This is a genomic window from Bacillus sp. FSL M8-0350 (assembly GCF_038593345.1).
GTDB lineage: Bacteria > Bacillota > Bacilli > Bacillales > Bacillaceae > Bacillus > Bacillus safensis.
Map to the genome: position 1 here is coordinate 892950 of NZ_CP151985.1, position 19560 is coordinate 912509.

The 19560-nt window shown below is 42.4% G+C and carries 16 protein-coding genes, 16 tRNA genes and 2 rRNA genes; 28 read left to right on the top strand and 6 right to left on the bottom strand.

The features are described 5' to 3' along the window. The first annotated feature begins 85 nt into the window (after window positions 1–85). The 21 genes from NSS80_RS04460 to NSS80_RS04560 all read left to right on the top strand — a co-directional run bounded on the left by NSS80_RS04460 (window position 86) and on the right by NSS80_RS04560 (window position 7376). Window positions 86–3016 (top strand): 23S ribosomal RNA (locus NSS80_RS04460). A gap of 109 nt (window positions 3017–3125) precedes the next feature. Continuing rightward, a 5S ribosomal RNA gene (gene rrf / locus NSS80_RS04465) occupies window positions 3126–3241 on the top strand. Window positions 3242–3250: 9 nt separating this feature from the next. Continuing rightward, window positions 3251–3325, top strand: a tRNA-Asn gene (locus tag NSS80_RS04470). 4 nt (window positions 3326–3329) lie between these two features. Beyond that, window positions 3330–3420: transfer RNA gene (locus tag NSS80_RS04475), tRNA-Ser, on the top strand. Between the two features lie 17 nt (window positions 3421–3437). After that, a tRNA-Glu gene (locus NSS80_RS04480) sits at window positions 3438–3512 on the top strand. Window positions 3513–3545: 33 nt separating this feature from the next. Further along, window positions 3546–3621: transfer RNA gene (locus NSS80_RS04485), tRNA-Val, on the top strand. Between the two features lie 15 nt (window positions 3622–3636). Next, window positions 3637–3713: transfer RNA gene (locus NSS80_RS04490), tRNA-Met, on the top strand. 4 nt (window positions 3714–3717) lie between these two features. Further along, window positions 3718–3794, top strand: a tRNA-Asp gene (locus NSS80_RS04495). Window positions 3795–3812: 18 nt separating this feature from the next. Further along, a tRNA-Phe gene (locus tag NSS80_RS04500) sits at window positions 3813–3888 on the top strand. A gap of 6 nt (window positions 3889–3894) precedes the next feature. After that, window positions 3895–3967 (top strand) — tRNA-Thr (locus NSS80_RS04505). Window positions 3968–3982: 15 nt separating this feature from the next. Next, window positions 3983–4067 (top strand) — tRNA-Tyr (locus tag NSS80_RS04510). Window positions 4068–4081: 14 nt separating this feature from the next. Beyond that, a tRNA-Trp gene (locus NSS80_RS04515) sits at window positions 4082–4155 on the top strand. 30 nt (window positions 4156–4185) lie between these two features. Then, window positions 4186–4261: transfer RNA gene (locus NSS80_RS04520), tRNA-His, on the top strand. Window positions 4262–4270: 9 nt separating this feature from the next. Continuing rightward, window positions 4271–4342, top strand: a tRNA-Gln gene (locus tag NSS80_RS04525). 7 nt (window positions 4343–4349) lie between these two features. Next, window positions 4350–4424, top strand: a tRNA-Gly gene (locus tag NSS80_RS04530). Window positions 4425–4429: 5 nt separating this feature from the next. After that, window positions 4430–4500: transfer RNA gene (locus tag NSS80_RS04535), tRNA-Cys, on the top strand. A gap of 14 nt (window positions 4501–4514) precedes the next feature. Next, window positions 4515–4603 (top strand) — tRNA-Leu (locus tag NSS80_RS04540). A 36-nt stretch (window positions 4604–4639) separates the two neighbouring features. Beyond that, a tRNA-Leu gene (locus tag NSS80_RS04545) sits at window positions 4640–4721 on the top strand. Window positions 4722–5011: 290 nt separating this feature from the next. After that, window positions 5012–5437: a hypothetical protein gene (locus tag NSS80_RS04550; RefSeq protein WP_041116888.1), complete on the top strand. Its 426-nt coding sequence runs from the start codon at window positions 5012–5014 to the stop codon at window positions 5435–5437. A gap of 422 nt (window positions 5438–5859) precedes the next feature. After that, window positions 5860–6654, top strand: coding sequence for a phosphotransferase (locus NSS80_RS04555; RefSeq protein WP_041116890.1), 795 nt, complete (start codon window positions 5860–5862; stop codon window positions 6652–6654). Between the two features lie 17 nt (window positions 6655–6671). Further along, the gene (locus NSS80_RS04560; RefSeq protein ID WP_041117208.1) at window positions 6672–7376 is read left to right on the top strand and encodes a hypothetical protein; all 705 of its coding nucleotides are present in this window, start codon (window positions 6672–6674) and stop codon (window positions 7374–7376) included. Window positions 7377–7409: 33 nt separating this feature from the next. Here the strand turns inward: NSS80_RS04560 and NSS80_RS04565 are convergent, their stop codons facing one another. The 5 genes from NSS80_RS04565 to NSS80_RS04585 form a co-directional block, all read right to left on the bottom strand. Beyond that, window positions 7410–7952: a histidine phosphatase family protein gene (locus NSS80_RS04565; RefSeq protein ID WP_041116892.1), complete on the bottom strand. Its 543-nt coding sequence runs from the start codon at window positions 7950–7952 to the stop codon at window positions 7410–7412. A 64-nt stretch (window positions 7953–8016) separates the two neighbouring features. Further along, window positions 8017–8214, bottom strand: coding sequence for a hypothetical protein (locus tag NSS80_RS04570; protein WP_034282315.1), 198 nt, complete (start codon window positions 8212–8214; stop codon window positions 8017–8019). A 142-nt stretch (window positions 8215–8356) separates the two neighbouring features. Continuing rightward, on the bottom strand, window positions 8357–8626 hold the full coding sequence (locus NSS80_RS04575; protein WP_034282314.1) for a hypothetical protein: 270 nt from the start codon (window positions 8624–8626) through the stop codon (window positions 8357–8359). Window positions 8627–8691: 65 nt separating this feature from the next. After that, entirely contained in the window at window positions 8692–9381 is a 690-nt protein-coding gene (locus NSS80_RS04580) for a DUF1963 domain-containing protein (protein ID WP_041116895.1), read from the bottom strand. Window positions 9382–9399: 18 nt separating this feature from the next. Continuing rightward, window positions 9400–10203: a DUF2262 domain-containing protein gene (locus NSS80_RS04585; protein WP_041116897.1), complete on the bottom strand. Its 804-nt coding sequence runs from the start codon at window positions 10201–10203 to the stop codon at window positions 9400–9402. A 540-nt stretch (window positions 10204–10743) separates the two neighbouring features. Between NSS80_RS04585 and NSS80_RS04590 the strand changes: the two genes are divergently transcribed. Continuing rightward, window positions 10744–12687, top strand: a complete 1944-nt coding sequence (locus NSS80_RS04590; protein WP_326135005.1) for an LTA synthase family protein — start codon at window positions 10744–10746, stop codon at window positions 12685–12687. 155 nt (window positions 12688–12842) lie between these two features. After that, the gene (gene lepB / locus NSS80_RS04595) at window positions 12843–13409 is read left to right on the top strand and encodes a signal peptidase I (RefSeq protein WP_041116900.1); all 567 of its coding nucleotides are present in this window, start codon (window positions 12843–12845) and stop codon (window positions 13407–13409) included. 47 nt (window positions 13410–13456) lie between these two features. Here lepB and NSS80_RS04600 read toward each other — a convergent pair whose 3' ends face one another. Continuing rightward, the gene (locus tag NSS80_RS04600; protein WP_041116902.1) at window positions 13457–14752 is read right to left on the bottom strand and encodes a homocysteine synthase; all 1296 of its coding nucleotides are present in this window, start codon (window positions 14750–14752) and stop codon (window positions 13457–13459) included. 266 nt (window positions 14753–15018) lie between these two features. Between NSS80_RS04600 and NSS80_RS04605 the strand changes: the two genes are divergently transcribed. The 5 genes from NSS80_RS04605 to ssuD all read left to right on the top strand — a co-directional run bounded on the left by NSS80_RS04605 (window position 15019) and on the right by ssuD (window position 19099). Further along, complete coding sequence (locus tag NSS80_RS04605; protein ID WP_065214159.1) at window positions 15019–15174, top strand: FbpB family small basic protein; 156 nt, start codon at window positions 15019–15021, stop codon at window positions 15172–15174. A gap of 163 nt (window positions 15175–15337) precedes the next feature. Next, a complete protein-coding gene (locus NSS80_RS04610; protein ID WP_024427408.1) occupies window positions 15338–16105 on the top strand; it encodes an ABC transporter ATP-binding protein in 768 nt (255 codons plus the stop codon). A 14-nt stretch (window positions 16106–16119) separates the two neighbouring features. Then, complete coding sequence (locus NSS80_RS04615) at window positions 16120–17112, top strand: aliphatic sulfonate ABC transporter substrate-binding protein (protein WP_342498429.1); 993 nt, start codon at window positions 16120–16122, stop codon at window positions 17110–17112. After that, on the top strand, window positions 17109–17939 hold the full coding sequence (locus NSS80_RS04620; RefSeq protein WP_041116908.1) for an ABC transporter permease: 831 nt from the start codon (window positions 17109–17111) through the stop codon (window positions 17937–17939). Before NSS80_RS04615 ends, NSS80_RS04620 begins: the two co-directional genes overlap by 4 nt. Window positions 17940–17956: 17 nt before the next feature. Continuing rightward, window positions 17957–19099 carry an FMNH2-dependent alkanesulfonate monooxygenase gene (gene ssuD / locus NSS80_RS04625; protein WP_342498430.1) on the top strand — a complete coding sequence of 381 codons (1143 nt, stop codon included), beginning with the start codon at window positions 17957–17959 and terminating at the stop codon, window positions 19097–19099. Window positions 19100–19560: the final 461 nt, after the last annotated feature.

The following is a 19560-nucleotide window of genomic DNA, read 5'->3' on the forward strand; positions in this document are numbered from 1 at the left end:
AAACTAGATAACAATAAGTAATACATTCACATTGAATGCAATGCAAAGTTCATCACACATAGTGATTCTTTCTAAAGTAAGAAATGGTTAAGTTAGAAAGGGCGCACGGTGGATGCCTTGGCACTAGGAGCCGATGAAGGACGGGACGAACACCGATATGCTTCGGGGAGCTGTAAGCAAGCTTTGATCCGGAGATTTCCGAATGGGGAAACCCACTGCTCGTAATGGAGTAGTATCCATACTTGAATACATAGAGTATGAGAAGGCATACCCGGGGAACTGAAACATCTAAGTACCCGGAGGAAGAGAAAGCAAATGCGATTCCCTGAGTAGCGGCGAGCGAAACGGGAACAGCCCAAACCAAGAGGCTTGCCTCTTGGGGTTGTAGGACACTCTATACGGAGTTACAAAGGAATGATATAAGCGAAGAGGTCTGGAAAGGCCCGCCAAAGAAGGTAACAGCCCTGTAACTGAAATGTCGTTCTCTCCAGAGTGGATCCTGAGTACGGCGGAACACGTGAAATTCCGTCGGAATCCGGGAGGACCATCTCCCAAGGCTAAATACTCCCTAGTGACCGATAGTGAACCAGTACCGTGAGGGAAAGGTGAAAAGCACCCCGGAAGGGGAGTGAAATAGATCCTGAAACCGTGTGCCTACAAGTAGTCAGAGCCCGTTAACGGGTGATGGCGTGCCTTTTGTAGAATGAACCGGCGAGTTACGATCCCGTGCAAGGTTAAGCAGAAGATGCGGAGCCGCAGCGAAAGCGAGTCTGAATAGGGCGCATGAGTACGTGGTCGTAGACCCGAAACCAGGTGATCTACCCATGTCCAGGGTGAAGTTCAGGTAACACTGAATGGAGGCCCGAACCCACGCACGTTGAAAAGTGCGGGGATGAGGTGTGGGTAGGGGTGAAATGCCAATCGAACCTGGAGATAGCTGGTTCTCTCCGAAATAGCTTTAGGGCTAGCCTCAAGGTAAGAGTCTCGGAGGTAGAGCACTGATTGGACTAGGGGCCCCTACCGGGTTACCGAATTCAGTCAAACTCCGAATGCCGATGACTTATCCTTGGGAGTCAGACTGCGAGTGATAAGATCCGTAGTCGAAAGGGAAACAGCCCAGACCGCCAGCTAAGGTCCCAAAGTATACGTTAAGTGGAAAAGGATGTGGAGTTGCTTAGACAACCAGGATGTTGGCTTAGAAGCAGCCACCATTTAAAGAGTGCGTAATAGCTCACTGGTCGAGTGACTCTGCGCCGAAAATGTACCGGGGCTAAACGTATCACCGAAGCTGCGGACTGTTCTTACGAACAGTGGTAGGAGAGCGTTCTAAGGGCTGTGAAGCCAGACCGGAAGGACTGGTGGAGCGCTTAGAAGTGAGAATGCCGGTATGAGTAGCGAAAGACGGGTGAGAATCCCGTCCACCGAATGCCTAAGGTTTCCTGAGGAAGGCTCGTCCGCTCAGGGTTAGTCGGGACCTAAGCCGAGGCCGAAAGGCGTAGGCGATGGACAACAGGTTGATATTCCTGTACCACCTCCTCACCATTTGAGCAATGGGGGGACGCAGGAGGATAGGGTAAGCGCGGTATTGGATATCCGCGTCCAAGCAGTTAGGCTGGGAAATAGGCAAATCCGTTTCCCGTAAAGGCTGAGCTGTGATGGCGAGCGAAATTTAGTAGCGAAGTTCCTGATTCCACACTGCCAAGAAAAGCCTCTAGCGAGGTGAGAGGTGCCCGTACCGCAAACCGACACAGGTAGGCGAGGAGAGAATCCTAAGGTGATCGAGAGAACTCTCGTTAAGGAACTCGGCAAAATGACCCCGTAACTTCGGGAGAAGGGGTGCTTCTTAGGGTGTTAAAGCCCCGAGAAGCCGCAGTGAATAGGCCCAGGCGACTGTTTAGCAAAAACACAGGTCTCTGCGAAGCCGTAAGGCGAAGTATAGGGGCTGACGCCTGCCCGGTGCTGGAAGGTTAAGAGGAGCGCTTAGCGTAAGCGAAGGTGCGAATTGAAGCCCCAGTAAACGGCGGCCGTAACTATAACGGTCCTAAGGTAGCGAAATTCCTTGTCGGGTAAGTTCCGACCCGCACGAAAGGCGCAACGATCTGGGCACTGTCTCAACGAGAGACTCGGTGAAATTATAGTACCTGTGAAGATGCAGGTTACCCGCGACAGGACGGAAAGACCCCGTGGAGCTTTACTGCAGCCTGATATTGAATGTTGGTACAGCTTGTACAGGATAGGTAGGAGCCTTGGAAACCGGAGCGCTAGCTTCGGTGGAGGCATCGGTGGGATACTACCCTGGCTGTATTGACCTTCTAACCCGCTGCCCTTATCGGGCAGGGAGACAGTGTCAGGTGGGCAGTTTGACTGGGGCGGTCGCCTCCTAAAATGTAACGGAGGCGCCCAAAGGTTCCCTCAGAATGGTTGGAAATCATTCGCAGAGTGTAAAGGCACAAGGGAGCTTGACTGCGAGACCTACAAGTCGAGCAGGGACGAAAGTCGGGCTTAGTGATCCGGTGGTTCCGCATGGAAGGGCCATCGCTCAACGGATAAAAGCTACCCCGGGGATAACAGGCTTATCTCCCCCAAGAGTCCACATCGACGGGGAGGTTTGGCACCTCGATGTCGGCTCATCGCATCCTGGGGCTGTAGTCGGTCCCAAGGGTTGGGCTGTTCGCCCATTAAAGCGGTACGCGAGCTGGGTTCAGAACGTCGTGAGACAGTTCGGTCCCTATCCGTCGCGGGCGCAGGAAATTTGAGAGGAGCTGTCCTTAGTACGAGAGGACCGGGATGGACGCACCGCTGGTGTACCAGTTGTTCTGCCAAGGGCATCGCTGGGTAGCTATGTGCGGACGGGATAAGTGCTGAAAGCATCTAAGCATGAAGCCCCCCTCAAGATGAGATTTCCCATTCCGCAAGGAAGTAAGATCCCTGAAAGATGATCAGGTTGATAGGTCTGAGGTGGAAGCGTGGTGACACGTGGAGCTGACAGATACTAATAGATCGAGGACTTAACCTATATTCTAATGTGAAGCATGAACATTGTTATCTAGTTTTGAGAGAACATTTTTAAAATATCTCTTGATTTATTTTCAATACATAGTATAATATCTTTTGTCACTAAATTGTCTGGTGATGATGGCGAAGAGGTCACACCCGTTCCCATGCCGAACACGGAAGTTAAGCTCTTCAGCGCCGATGGTAGTTGGGGGTTTCCCCCTGTGAGAGTAGGACATCGCCAGGCTTTCTTCATTCCGCAGTAGCTCAGTGGTAGAGCTATCGGCTGTTAACCGATCGGTCGTAGGTTCGAATCCTACCTGCGGAGCCAATTTGGAGAGCTGTCCGAGTGGCCGAAGGAGCACGATTGGAAATCGTGTAGGCGGTAACCCCGTCTCAAGGGTTCGAATCCCTTGCTCTCCGCCACAATTTACATAATAAAGGGCCCGTTGGTCAAGCGGTTAAGACACCGCCCTTTCACGGCGGTAACACGGGTTCGAATCCCGTACGGGTCACCATTTTTATAGAATATACACCAGCATTTTTTATTCGGAGGATTAGCTCAGCTGGGAGAGCATCTGCCTTACAAGCAGAGGGTCGGCGGTTCGAGCCCGTCATCCTCCACCATATCTTTTATATCGTCGCGGGGTGGAGCAGTTCGGTAGCTCGTCGGGCTCATAACCCGAAGGTCGCAGGTTCAAATCCTGCCCCCGCAACCAAAATGGTCCGGTAGTTCAGTTGGTTAGAATGCCTGCCTGTCACGCAGGAGGTCGCGGGTTCGAGTCCCGTCCGGACCGCCATTTTTCAAAAGAATACTTGGCTCGGTAGCTCAGTTGGTAGAGCAACGGACTGAAAATCCGTGTGTCGGCGGTTCGATTCCGTCCCGAGCCACCACTATTTGCCGGTGTAGCTCAACTGGTAGAGCAACTGACTTGTAATCAGTAGGTTGGGGGTTCAAGTCCTCTTGCCGGCACTGTTTTTCAAAAGTGGAGGGGTAGCGAAGTGGCTAAACGCGGCGGACTGTAAATCCGCTCCCTCCGGGTTCGGCGGTTCGAATCCGCCCCCCTCCACCATTTTTTATTTTCATAGGGGCATAGTTTAAAGGTAGAACAGAGGTCTCCAAAACCTCCGGTGTGGGTTCGATTCCTACTGCCCCTGCCAATTTTCTTAATATGATTCATAACATCTATGGCGGTTGTGGCGAAGTGGTTAACGCACCAGATTGTGGCTCTGGCACTCGTGGGTTCGATTCCCATCAATCGCCCCATTTTATTATTGGGCTATAGCCAAGCGGTAAGGCAACGGACTTTGACTCCGTCATGCGTTGGTTCGAATCCAGCTAGCCCAGTTGATGTGCGGAAGTAGTTCAGTGGTAGAACACCACCTTGCCAAGGTGGGGGTCGCGGGTTCGAATCCCGTCTTCCGCTCCAATAATGGCGGCATAGCCAAGTGGTAAGGCAGAGGTCTGCAAAACCTTTATCCCCGGTTCAAATCCGGGTGTCGCCTTTTTTGAAAAGACTGCCGGGGTGGTGGAATTGGCAGACACACAGGACTTAAAATCCTGCGGTAGGTGACTACCGTGCCGGTTCAAGTCCGGCCCTCGGCACCATGTTTTTTAATATAAGATGCGCTCTTTAATGATCATGCCGGTGTGGCGGAATTGGCAGACGCGCACGACTCAAAATCGTGTTCCTCACGGAGTGCCGGTTCGACCCCGGCCACCGGTATCTAGTTTTAGATATTCTTTATTGTCGTCAATTACAGAAGAATTAAGGAATATCAACGTTTAAAACGTCTTTCTACAAATTGTAGGAGGGCGTTTTTTATTTGTTTTTTAGCTGCTTCTTCATACGACAAAATTACTTCAAATCGCGTTCACTGCTGAAAGGGTGAATTAGCTAAGAGGAACATATTAAGGAGATTAACTTTTACTTTATTGATGGTTGTCTTATTATTAAACTAAAGGGGCAGGATAATTGAAGAAGGATTGGATAAATTGTACACAAGAGGTGTTGTAATGATTACGGTTAAAAATGCTGAAAGTTATCTTAAAGATAGCATTAGTGAAGATAACGATGATATAAAAAAGGTTTGGGAAACATTTAAGGCTTTTTCAAAGGAGACAGTTGAGGGCGAAGAAGATAAAGAAATTTTATTTCAGTGTGGTGTCTATGATTTTACAGGAGAGGAACTATTTCATTTTGACTTTGTACGTCAGTTTACAGTTTATGAAGAAGATGATTATTCTCACATGGAACAACTACACTGTGAATTTTTATTTAAACCAACAAGCGAGTTAAAAAAGTTAAAGGTGGTAGAAGAATGGTCAATGGATTATGACGATATCGATCATTTTTTTAATCATATTGAAAGTATTCATGAGTTTAAAATACCTTTGAGTTTAAAGCCGATAAAATCAGAAATATATCAGGAAGAACTTTAATTCTTTTCATTAACAGGTGCTTTACTTTAAGAGGGTATACCTTGCCTTTTTAGAATAATTTATCACGGAGTGCTGGTTCGACCCCGGCCACCGGTATCTTTTAAAATTTTCATGATTGGTTTTTCCATGAACCTAACGTTTCACCCTCGTGGTAAAACGTTTTTTTGTGGTTTAAATGAGTTATTTAGATAAAAAATAGGAACCTATTAGAAAATAATGAGTATGTACTTCTTTTGGCAGAATAATCTTTAGATGATTTGCAACATTTGATAAGATACATTTAACCATGTAAGGAAACAAAATGGAGCAGCACATTCACATAAAACAGTTGTACTACCTTTGAGTAACTAAATGAATATTTGTGGGTACATACACATCTTTAGCTGACATCAACATGGTGACCCAGTTTGAGGGGAGAATTTATGAAAAAACAAAATGATCATGAGGAGTTATTGACAGGTGGCAATGTCTCGAACGTATTTCGTTCTGGAGATACGGTTCGTCGAGAAGTAAAGTCAGACAATATCAATATACGAAAGCTGCTAAAGCATTTAGAAAAAAAGAATTTCTCCTATGCTCCAAAGTTTTTAGGGGTTGATGAACAAGGTAGAGAGGTATTGTCCTTTATTGATGGCGTGGCAGGTCATGATCCTTTAAAAGAATACATGTGTACTCACGATGTTTTAAAAGAAATAGCGAGCATGTTAAGGCTTTATCATGATGCTGTTCAGGACTTCTCCATTTCAGATGATTGGGAACGAATGGACAATACGCCTAACAACATAGAGGTTGTTTGCCATAATGATTTTGCGATGTACAACATCATTTTCAAGGATAAAAAACCAGTAGGGATTATTGATTTTGATGTAGCTGCTCCTGGTCCAAGGCTTTGGGATATCGCATATACCCTTTATACATGTGTGCCTCTCAGTAGATTTTTTCGCACTGAAACAGGGGAGGTCGTGAATTATCTTTCATTAGACCATGCAGACCAGATAAAGCATAGAGTCAAACTGTTTTTTGAATCTTATGGCGAGGAAATAGCAGAAGATTATTTGGATATGGTGCTGCTTCGTTTAGAAGGGTTATGTCAGTATATGAAACGACAAGCGTGTGAGGGTGATATCGCTTTTCAAAACATGATTCAAGAAGGATATCTTGAACATTATCAAAAAGACATTCAATTTATTCATGAACATAGAAAAGAATGGATGTAAGAGGCGGCGTTGTGATCATGCAAACGAAGACGATATTACAGGCTATCATTCAAGACGAGGGAGTAAATGATTATCCTCTTTTTAGACAGTACTGTGTGAGAAAAGAACAGGGTCTGCGTAAAGATGCGCTAAACTTTCTTCAGTCCTTTATTGAAGAGATGAAGGAGAACGATTTTGAAGAACAGCGTGAATTTGCTGCTTGGCTGTTTCAGTGGATTGAACGGTTTGAGGATGATCATCATCTGCTTGTGTATCCGCTGGTAAATGAGGTGATCCAGCCTGTTTTTCAAACGTGGGAGAAAGTTGACCCATTGGATGTAAGACCGTATCGCTGGCAAGGTTTGTTTGTACATCAGGGAGAAGGGCTGCCTCATTTATTGAAGGCACTAGAGCTTGGGGGCAGCAAGGAACAGCGTGTGATTGTTCAAATTTGTGAAATCTATTTATCGGCCTTGTGGTATTCGTTTCACCATATACATGAAGATCTTTATTTAAGCACCTATGAGAAGGATCAAGAGAGAATTCAAGGGATTGAAAATGTTATGATGCTGATTCAAAATAAAAGAATTCGTACCAATGTTCAAAAACAAGCCGTCTATTATGGCCAGCTTTTAAAGGACTGGATGGCGTTTCAGCAGACGGAGACAAGAGGCTTTATGACATGGTGTGCGGAGCGTAAGAAACCGTATGAGTGGGTAGAGGCATTTTATTATCAGCAATAGATGAGAAAACGGCAGAGTTCATTCTGCCGTTTTTTAATGCCATATTCGCTTTGTTTCTATATGATCTGGACTAAAATATTTCAGAATATAGACATCTGGATTGCTTAGTTTCTTCCACTCCTCGAATCCAATCGTTGGATCAGCGTGTTTAAGAAGCAGGCTCATGATATTGCCATGTGTGACGAATAGGGTATGATCTTTTTCTAATTTTATTTGTTCGTGGAGTGCTTCTACAATACGATTAATGGCTTCTTGGCTCGATTCTCCGCCTTCACAGGTCATATGTAAGTCTGTAAAACTGAGCTTTAGTTTCTCATACCAATCGTCTATTGGTTTGCTGCTTAATACACGTTCAGAGAGGCGCTGATCGATTTTTATCTCGAGCTGTTTTGCATGAGCAAGGGGCTCAGTAGTTTGGATCGCTCGTTTATAAGGACTTGAGATAATTTGATTGAGATGAATGCTGGAAAAAAACTGTGTCAGTTCATGAGATTGAGTGATGCCTTGTGGGGTTAAAGCTGCAGCTTTAGATTGTCCATCTGCTTGGCAGTGTCTGACGATATAATATGTTTTCATTGGATACACCTTTCATTGAGTATAAAAAAAAATCATCCAGTATTGGATGAGGATTTACGAAGATCTAGGTAAGCTTGTTCGTATCTGTTTCTTTATAGGGATCTGTGAGCTTGGAGGTCAGGTCTAGGTTGAACAAAAAATCATCGACGGTGTCTGTGCCAAAGGGAAGTGTGGAGAAGTTGACTGGGATGCTGTCTTCTTGCTTTTCTGAAGTGATTTGCTGTGCAGGCTGCTTTTTTCTCCAGTTCTTAAACAAGCGCATGTGAGGCCCCCTTTTCTTTGAAAAAGATGGATTTATACATAATATACGGGGAGAGTTGTCCAGGCGTCAAATGTTTTCTTCAAAAGGAACGATTCTATTAATAAAACAAGAGCCACAGGAAAGTGCGGCTCTTGTTGTCAGTTTAGAATGCGCGTTGTAATGCTTGCAGTAATTTACGTTCGCATCTTAAGTTGTATCGCTTCTTATGGAGTTTCTCCGTTTTAAACCTGCCTATGACACGTCGAACATCGGGATCATAAATGATGAGCTCCCTGCAAGTTTGTTCATGTAATAGTGTTTGAAACCAGCTATATTTTTTGAGATGTGCTGCGTTCCTCGAGATCTCCTCTTCATCCACTTGTAGAAAAGGAATATACACAGCAAGTGAAAAGATGTCTAGAATGAATCCCATTTTGCTGCCTCCTTTCATTGTTACTCATTACGTTTAGGAGAAGGCGAGGTTTCATTCAATAAACATTAAAAACAATCCCAGTGCATAAACCATTCTTTTGATTCTTGGTCATAATAGAAATACATCGTGCCGTTATCACCAATCATGAAACGAGGTTTTTCTTCTGAGGCGATTTGGAGCATGAATTCGCCTTGTTGTTGATGGGGCGGGGATTGAATATACGCCCCATATCCACCGATTTTTGTGAACGAATAATTTGTGTATTGATTAAAGAAGTGGTCTGTCGCTTCTTCACTTTCGTTTACTTCTGTTAGGTCCACATATGACCATGCCTCTTCCCAGCAAGGGAAGTCCCTTTGCTCACTTTTGTTCCATTGGATTTGAAAAGCTTTGAGCCCTCTCACTTCTTCAGGAGTTTCAGCTACTTCTAAACCTTCGATTGATGAATATTCAATGAGCTTCCAGCCTTCGCCGTTTTTGGTGAGATCAATCGGAAGTGTATTCTGATTAAGAAAAATTTGAATCAGCTTACATTCATTGAAGCCGTTCATTCCTCCTGGCACTTCTGGTAAATAAATTTGTAAAATCGGAATCATGGCTCCATCTTGATCTATCGGCCAGCCTTGATTAGGATCGATGAAAAAATGACCTGCAAACCAGCTGTGTACAGCTGGATCAGGACGGAAGCCGCCAATTTTGGCGATGGCTGGCGTTTTCCCGATTAGATTTAATTCTTGAAAAGCTTTGATTTCCATGGGTTATTCCTCCAGCCTTTAGCCTGCAATATGTGCATCATGAAATGTGCCATTTATATTTCCTGTGACAATAATGACATGCCCCCAAAATAAATCACCGTCATGATAGTAGACTTCAAACTCTCCCTCAGGGTAAACATGCAGGCTTTCAAGTGAAATGCGGCTTATAAATTGATTCATTGTGAGTTCTTCTTGCTCTTCAGCTGATTCGTCTTGTTCCTGCCAATCCTTTGCTAGATCTATCAGCTGATTCGCGGCAAATGATTTAATAGAAGAATCCCATTTGGCCTGTTCTTGCATGAGGTGGTTTGCTGTTCGAAGAGAGTCATTTATTTTTTCATCTTCTTCGAGGTTAAAGTAGAGAAGGCACTCTTCATTGCTCCATTGGATGGTTTTTTCAAATAAGTCTAGTCCTTTTACTAACTCAAAGGTTCCAAGTATGTCATCATGATAATACACAGGCATTTGGGCTTCTTCTAAAATTTCTTGAAGCGCTTGATCCTGTGTATCTGTATCAATCAAAGATACAAGCATGAATTCACCTTCGCCTTTTTGAACCTGAAGTGTAACGATTGATTCTTTATGTAATTGTGCCTGTTTTTCCCTTAATCCCTCGTCATCTGTTAACCAGCAAAGTCTTACATTTTCGGTTATGATACGGCCGTTTTCTTTCCAAGCAATCAGTGGAATAGAAGCGGTCCAAAGAGGTGCCTGTCCTGCTTTTCCTGCCCCTACGCCAGAAGGTCCTGTAACAGCAATGATAGTGACTACATCTTCTGAAAATCTCTTTTCAAAAGTGTTGATTTGTTTGTTCATCTTCATGTGATGTCCTCCAGCCTGATTTTTTTGTCATGAACATATAAGTGTTGTGTTCAAGTTCTACCTCTTTATCACACCGCACATCAGTAGGGGAAATCAAGCTTTTTTTGTGTAAAACTGTTTTTTTAGGGAGGTACATGGATTAATGGAGGTTGAGTCACAATAAAAGAAGCATGGATCGAATTTTGTATAAATTTGGGTAAATGAGTCGAAAAGCCTAGGTGATTCTTCCTTTTCTTTATAATTACTTTGACACGAATAGATGAAAAAAGTAAAGTAATACTGAGTGATTTACAAAACCTTCTTCATCCACTAAAACATGAAGTGTGCGTAAATTTAATGTAAATGGATATTTTTCCTTTTATTTACTCGTATTTTTTTGAAACTTATGATGCTTCTCATTCGTTATATTAAAGGAGCGCATGTATCCGGCGGAGACAGAGCATCGGCATGCTTGGCGAAGAAGATTTACATTTGCAAAATGAATGTAAATTTTTTATGATTTCATTTATATCAGAACGATGATAAGAAAGAAGAGGTTTTATGAAAAAAATATTTGCAAACAAATATAACTTTTTTGTTTTGGCTGTCCTTTTATTCTGGGCAAAATCGTACACAGCCTACAAAATGGACTTTAATTTAGGAGTAAAAGGTTCTTTTCAAGAGGGGCTTCTCTTATTGAATCCATTTAGTTCAGCCATCGTGTTTTTTGGACTTGCTCTCTTTTTGAAGGGGCGTAAATCTGCCATTGTTTTAATTGTTATTGATTTTATTATGACCGCACTTTTATATGCAAATGTAGCGTATTACCGTTTCTTTGATGACTTTTTGACTTTCTCAACAATGAAGCAGGCAGGAAATCTTGGGGGAGGCATGACTGGCGGTGTGTTAGCAAGCATTAAGCCGCATGACCTTTTATACTTCCTTGATATTATCATCTTGATTGCGATTGTCATTTGGAGACCAGAAGTGAAGAAGTTCCAAATGAAAAAGACGTTTGCACTGCTGATTGTAGCTGCAGGTATTGGCCTGTTCTTTGTAAACCTTCATTTGGCTGAAAAGGATCGTCCAGAATTATTAACGAGAACCTTTGATCATAAGTATGTTGTCAAATACTTAGGTGTTTATAACTATACGATTTATGACGGGGTACAAGCAGCACAAAACGCAACACAGGTAGCAAATGCAAGCAGTGAAGATTTAACGGATGTTGTGAACTATACGTCTTCTCACTATGCGAAGCCAAATGCAGAGTATTTTGGTAAAGCAAAAGGCAAAAACATTATTAAAATTCATTTAGAAAGCTTCCAGTCTTTCTTAATTGACTACAAATTAAATGGAGAAGAAGTGACTCCATTCTTAAACAAACTGGCTCATGGGAAAGACGACTTTACGTATTTCGATAACTTCTTCCATCAGACTGGTCAAGGGAAGACATCAGATGCTGAGCTGATGATGGATAATAGTATGTTTGGCTTGCCAGAGGGAGCAGCATTTGTGACAAAGGGTGAAAATACCTTCCAATCACTACCTGCCATCCTAGATCAAAAAGCAGGCTATACGAGTGCAGTGCTTCACGGGGACTATAAATCTTTCTGGAACCGTGACACGATTTATAAACATATGGGAATTGATCAATTCTTTGATGCTTCCTATTACAACATGGATGAAGAAAACCTTGTGAATATGGGTCTGAAGGATAAACCGTTCTTCAAAGAATCAATTCCAATGCTAGAATCAATGAAAAAGCCATTTTATGCACATTTAATGACACTGACAAATCACTATCCATTTAATTTAGATGAAAAAGATGCGACAATCGCTAAGGCAACAACTGGCGATAAAACAGTCGATAACTATTTCCAAACAGCAAGATATTTAGATGAGTCATTAGAGCAATTCTTCAAAGACTTGAAAAAATCAGGTATGTATAAAGACTCAGTCATTTTATTATATGGTGACCATAACGGTATTTCTGAGAACCATAACCGTGCAATGAGTGAAATTCAAGGGAAAGAAATCACTCCTTATCAAAATGCACAAAACCAGCGTGTTCCGCTTATGATACGTATTCCCGGTAAGAAGGGCGGCGTGAACCATACGTATGGTGGTGAAGTCGACGTTATGCCAACACTTCTTCACTTACAAGGTATTGATTCAAATGAATTCGTGAATTTTGGAACAGACCTATTCTCTAAAAAGCATGATGAGACTGTTGCCTTCCGTAATGGAAACTATGTGACACCGAAATACACACTTGTCGATAATACCGTTTATGATACGAAAACAGGTAAAGTGGTGAAACAAAATAAAAAGACAGAGGCGATTAAAGCCCGTGTTGATAATCAGTTAAGTCTTTCAGATAAAGTGCTCTATAGGGATCTACTTCGATTCCATAAGTTATCTGATTTCAAACCAGTGAATCCATCGGATTATTTCTATGGTAAAGCAAACAAAGAAAAAGAAGCGGATTCTTCTGCTAACTAACTGAGTTTTGGGCAAGCACAGAAAGGTGCTTGCCTTTTTCTCTCTCTTCGCTTGATTTGTTGGCAAAATATGTTTATATTTAGGGAGAAACAAGCGTGACGCCGGCTGGCAGCTGGTGACACACATTTCGTCCTTGGGGAATTCAGGAGGAGCTTATGACAACAAATACAAAAACACAAAAAAAGAAATCAGAATTATGGGGCTGGATCAAAGCCATCTTAATCGCATTTATTGCTGTTTTTATCATTCGGAACTTTTTATTCGCACCGTATATTGTGAAGGGGACTTCTATGGACCCAACACTGCATAACACAGAGCGGGTGTTTGTGAATAAAACGGTTGATTATTTCGGTGATTATAAACGGGGACAGATCATTGTTCTTGATGGGGAAGACCGCAGCACTCATTATGTCAAACGATTGATTGGTTTACCTGGTGATAAAATTGAAATGAAAAATGATCAGCTATATGTTAATGGAAAAAAAGTGGCGGAGCCTTACTTAGCGTCAAACAAAAAGAAAGCAGCTGCAGATGGCACCTTGCTGACACCTGATTTTGGCCCTTTGACTGTTCCAAAAGGAAAGTACTTTGTCATGGGGGACAACCGCCAAAATTCAATGGACAGCCGCAACGGCTTAGGTCTTTTTACAAAGCGTGATATTCAAGGAACTACCTCATTTGTATTTTATCCTTTCCAAGACATTCGATTACTCAATCATTAATAAACAATAAAAAAGCACACAGCCGTGTGCTTTTTTCTATGTCATTGTCATTCAGACTGACTTTTTGTCATCGCCTGTTCAAGATCTGCAAGAATATCTTCAATCGCTTCTGTTCCAACAGATAAACGAATGAGCTCTGGTGTGACACCTGTCGCTTTTTGTTCTGCCTCGCTTAATTGCTGATGCGTTGTGCTGGCAGGGTGAATGATGAGGGATTTAGAATCACCCACGTTTGCGAGATGGGAGAAAAGCTGGACAGAATCAATGAGCTTTTTACCTGCTTCGCGTCCACCTTTAATACCGAATGTGAGGATCGCGCCTTGTCCTTTTGGTAAATAGGTTTGAGCAAGTTCATATGATTCGTGACTTTCAAGACCTGGATAGCTTACCCAATCGACAAGAGGGTGATCCTGTAAGAATTGTGCTGTTTTCAATGCATTTTCACTATGCCGCTCAAGACGAAGGTGTAATGTTTCTAAGCCCTGTAGAAGTAAAAATGAGTTGAATGGCGACAGAGCTGCCCCTAAATCACGTAATAGCTGTACTCGTGCTTTTGTGATATAAGCCGCTTCTCCAATTGCTTCTGTATAGGTCAGCCCGTGATAGCTTGGATCTGGTTCAGTCAGCCCTTTAAACTTATCGCTGTCAGCCCAAGGGAATCGGCCGCTATCAACGATGACGCCGCCAATTGATGTACCATGGCCGCCAATAAATTTCGTCGCTGAGTGGACGACAATGTCTGCACCGAATTCAATAGGTCTTAATAAATAAGGGCTGGCGAGTGTATTGTCAACAATAAGCGGGATATGATGCTTGTGTGCAATGGCTGAGATGGCTTCAATATGTAAAATGTCGCCTTTTGGATTCCCAATGCTCTCTGCATAAACTGCCTTTGTTTTGTCAGTGATCGCTGCTTCGAGTTCTTCAAGGTTGGATGAATCGACAAATTTTACAGTAATTCCGAGTTTTTTGAGTGTATGGGCAAATAAATTGTAGGTGCCGCCATAAAGACTGCTTGAGGAAACGATTTCATCTCCGGCTCCTGCGATGTTTAAAATAGAATAAGTCGTCGCTGCTTGTCCAGAAGAAACAGCAAGTGCACCAATTCCACCTTCAAGCTCAGCGATACGCTTTTCAAATACGTCATTTGTAGGGTTCATAATACGTGAATAAATATTTCCCGGTTCCTGAAGACCAAATAAATTCGCTGCATGCTCACTGTCTCTAAAACCAAATGAGCTCGTTTGGTAAATAGGCACGGCTCTTGAATAGGTCGCTGAATCAAGCTCCTGACCTGCGTGAATGGCTTTTGTTTCTAAACGAAATGGACGTTCTTCTGACATGTGTGTATCCTCCTTTTGTTAGATAAAACCAACTGTTTTGATAAGAAATATTTAATAAGACTATAAATCTTGTTCCCTGCTCGGTCAATCATTTTTTAGATAAATCTGAAAAAACAATAAATATAGTTGACAGGTAGGAATAGTGTGTATTAACATAAGCATACTGAAAACACGAACAAGAATGGCTGATCGGTCAACCGAAGGCTCTATCACTCAAATATGAGTGATAGAGCCTTTTTTTATTTGAATGAGAAAGGATGAAGAAGATGGAAAAAAAGAAAAAACGAAAAAAATACAGAAAACATATGGATCTGACACTCAATATCTTGATTGAGCGGAACAAATATGAGATTTACAGTAACAAGGAACGAATAGAAGCGATTTACGATCGGATTGATGAAAAGCATACAAGGACAAAATAACCATCTTATAAATTTGAGTTGATTTATGGGATTAATATGATTTACGATGGTGCTAACAAATCAATATGATTAGCTGATCGGACAACGCGAAGGCTCTTATCTCTTTTTTGGGATAAGGGCCTTTCTGTGTATTTATCTGATCGTAAGAGGAGTGGAGGTTTCAATGACGATTTCAATTGATATTGTGGATAAATCCTTTTGGAAAGACAAACAGACCATTCGGGTACTTGAAGACTTAAGATTGAGCATTATTCCCGGTGAATTTGTGACAGTGATAGGTCCGAGCGGATGTGGGAAAAGTACATTGCTAAAGATCATAAGCGGCCTCGACACAGCGTATGATGGGCAAATTTTGATAGGAGGCAGACGGATCACAGAACCAGGAATGAAACAGGGCTTTATCTTTCAGGAACACCGCCTGTTTCCATGGCTGACGGTTGAAGAAAACATAGCGGCCAATTTCAATTTAAAACAACAGGATGTACGCCGCAAAGTGGATGAATTGATTGAAATTGTTCGATTAAAAGGATTTGAACATGCTTATCCACATGAGCTTTCAGGAGGAATGTCACAACGGGTTGCCATTGCGAGAGCACTCCTTCGTGATCCGGAGATCTTATTGCTGGATGAACCATTTGGTGCACTGGATGCATTCACACGAAAACACTTGCAGGATGTGCTGCTGGACATTTGGCAGGAGAAAAAAACAACGATGATGCTCGTAACTCATGATATTGATGAATCGATTTATTTAGGAAATGAAATTGTGCTAATGCAAGCGAGACCTGGCCGAATCCATAAGATTCTCCCTGTGAACCTGCCTTTTCCGCGTGATAGAACGTCAACCGCTTTTCAAAGCTTAAGACAAAAGGTGCTTTCAGAATTTGAGAAAACAGATGAATTGTTACTAACCGATGGCTTAGGGATTTAGGGAGGGGAAATCGCATGAAAAAGAAACAAATGATCGTTATCTTTTTGAGTCTTCTGCTTGTTTTAGCAGGGTGTGATCAAGCAGCAGACGGCACGGAAAACAAGGTGAAAGAAATTAGGATTGGGATTCAGCAAAGTTTGAGCCCGCTGCTTTTAGCAAAGAAAAAGGGGTGGTTTGAACAATCATTTGAAAAAGAAGGAGTGAAGGTAAAGTGGATGGAGTTTCAAAGTGGACCTCCCCAATTTGAAGGACTTGCTGCAAATCAATTAGATTTCACGCAAGTTGGAAACTCACCTGTTATAGCAGGTCAGGCAGCTGGTATTGATTTTAAGGAAATTGGTTTATCTCAGGATGGGCTGAAAGCGAACGGTATTTTAGTGAATAAGAACAGTGAGATTCAAAAAGTAGAAGACTTAAAAGGGAAAAAAATTGCTGTCGCTAAAGGGAGCAGCGGCTTTGACTTTTTATACAAAGTATTAGATCAGGCAGGTTTATCTGCGAAGGATGTTCAGATCATTCAGCTTCAGCCAGATGAAGCGATATCAGCATTTGAAAATGGGTCCGTTGATGCTTGGTCGATCTGGGAGCCGTTCTTATCACTTGAAACGATAAAGAAAGGAGCAAAGCTGCTGGTGAATGGGGAAGCGACCGATTTATATTCTCCAGGTTTCACACTTGTTCGAACTCAGTTTGCTGATCAGCATCCTGAACTAGTGGTGAAATTCTTAAAGGTATATGACCATGCGGTGAAGTGGCAGAAATTACATCCAGAAGAGGCTGTTACTCTATATGCGCGTTTAAAAAATTTAGATAAGAAGGTTGTCACACAAGTATTAAACAATACGGAGCCACTCAATAAGCCCATTTCTAAGAAGATCATCAATGCCCAGCAGCATACCGCTGATTTTCAATACAAAACAAAGGCGATCCAGCGGAAAATTGATGTTAATCAGGTTGTAGATAATTCGTTTATTGAAAAAATGCTGAAAGAGGAGATGGATGAATGAAAGCTGTATCGAATCCGGCTTTAGCATCTAAAATCGAGCGGGCAAAGAAAAAAAGGAGAAAAGCTTCTTCTTTATATAAGTTAAAGGGACTGGTATTACCTGTTCTACTTATTGCGGTTTGGCAGATCATAGCTGGTTCTCAAATTGTTTCTTCCACTGTACTTCCAGCGCCTGTCTTGATTGCAGAATCTTTTCGAGATTTATTTCGTTCCGGTGAACTGTTTGGCCATCTATACATCAGCCTTTATCGAGCGATATGTGGATTTTTACTTGGGGGAGGTTTAGGTCTTTTGCTGGGCGTATGCGCAGGGTTTTCTAAAAAAACAGAGCAGTATGTAGATCCGACCTTGCAAATGCTGAGAACCGTTCCACATTTAGCGGTCACTCCTTTATTCATCCTCTGGTTTGGTTTTGATGAAACAGCGAAAATTTTATTGATTGCACTTGGGGCTTTTTTTCCGATTTATATTAATACGTTTCTAGGTATTCGCAGTGTAGACAATAAGCTATTTGATGTGGCTCGCGCCTTAGAGTTTAATGTGTATCAAAGCATCACAAAGCTGATTTTACCGGCTGCTCTTCCTCATATTCTTCTGGGCGTGAGACTGTCATTAGGAATTGCTTGGCTTGGTTTAGTGGTAGCTGAGTTGATGGGTTCAAGCAGCGGCATCGGCTATATGATTATGGATGCAAGGCAATTCTCTCAAACGGATAAAGTGTTTGTAGGAATTATCATCTTTGCAGTAGTAGGTAAGCTGACAGATTCATTTGTACGTCTGTTAGAAAAGCGTCTGCTCAAGTGGCGCACTAGTTATCAAGGTGAATAATAACAGGGGGCGATGTCATGAATATTTTATGGTTTATTCCAACGCATGGAGACGGCCGTTATTTAGGATCAGCAAAAGGGGCAAGACAGGCAGACTATCCATATTTTAAACAGATTGCTCAAGCAGCTGATCAGCTTGGTTATACAGGGGTCTTGCTGCCTACTGGGAGATCCTGTGAAGATCCATGGCTGACGGCAGCTGCTTTAGCTGCGGAAACCACTCATTTAAAGTTTCTCGTGGCTCTTAGACCAGGGCTGATGCAGCCGTCTGTTGCTGCTAGAATGACGTCTACATTAGATCGTCTTTCAGGCGGGAGACTGCTGATTAATGTGGTAGCAGGGGGAAGTAAAGAGGAGCTTGAAGGAGATGGGCTGTTCATTTCTCATGATGAACGCTATGAGGCAACAGAAGAGTTTTTGACGATTTGGAAGCGGTTATTGAAAGGAGAAAATGTACAATTTCATGGCAAACATCTACAAGCAGAAAATGGCCGTCTGTTATTCTCACCAGTTCAAACACCCCATCCACCAGTCTTTTTTGGCGGATCATCAGCAGCAGGAATTCAAGCAGCCGCCAAGCATACAGATGTCTATTTAACTTGGGGCGAACCGCCTGCACAAGTGAAAGAGAAAATTACACAAGTGAAGAAGCAGGCTGAAAAGGAAGGAAGAACGGTGAAGTTTGGCATTCGTCTTCATGTGATTGTGAGAGATACCGAAGAGGAGGCATGGCAGGCAGCGGAACATCTGATTCGTCATTTAGATCAAAAAACCATTGATGAAGCGCAAAAAGTGTTACAGGGGATGGACTCAGTAGGTCAAAGACGAATGGTGGAATTGCACCAAGGGAGGAAAGACAAACTTGAAATCAGCCCAAATCTTTGGGCAGGCATTGGTTTAGTACGCGGCGGTGCAGGAACAGCACTCGTCGGAGATCCGCAAACAGTAGCAGATCGTATCATAGAATACCAGTCTCTAGGCATTGATACATTTATATTTTCTGGATACCCGCACCTAGAAGAAGCTTATTATTTAGCAGAGCTTGTTTTCCCGCTCCTTCCATTTAAGAGATCCGGGGATACAGGACTCTCTGTGCCAGCCGGTGAAATCATTGGGAACAATCATTTTCCAGATGCAGCCTCTGCTGCTAGTTCCTCATAAATTTGAAAAAGCAAAGCAGTCTGACATGGCTGCTTTGCTTTTTTTCATAGAATAGGCGAGTCATTTGTTGTGTAGTGCTGAACAAGGTAAGGGCTTTTTTCCCAATCGATTTTCTTGTATATACATATTTTTAGAGTCAAGAGAAGAAGGAAAATGTGCTCACTCTTTTATCGGAATGATCAGTAAATATTTCATAATTGGCATTATTGCGACATATAATCAGGACTTTTATATCTGATATATCGGGGGAATTCTTTCTATCTCACAAAAAGGAAAGAATAAATATGATAGATGATAAATATGGACTATTTGAAAAAAAGAAGAAAAAAGATGGCGCAAATGACATTAAATGGGTTTTGTGGTTCTTATGGGGTGTCAAAATCTAGTAAATAAGAGAGGGTTTAAACAGATGAAAGTGAATAATTGAATAAAAAGTCACATTTTAATCAAATGTATGTTCG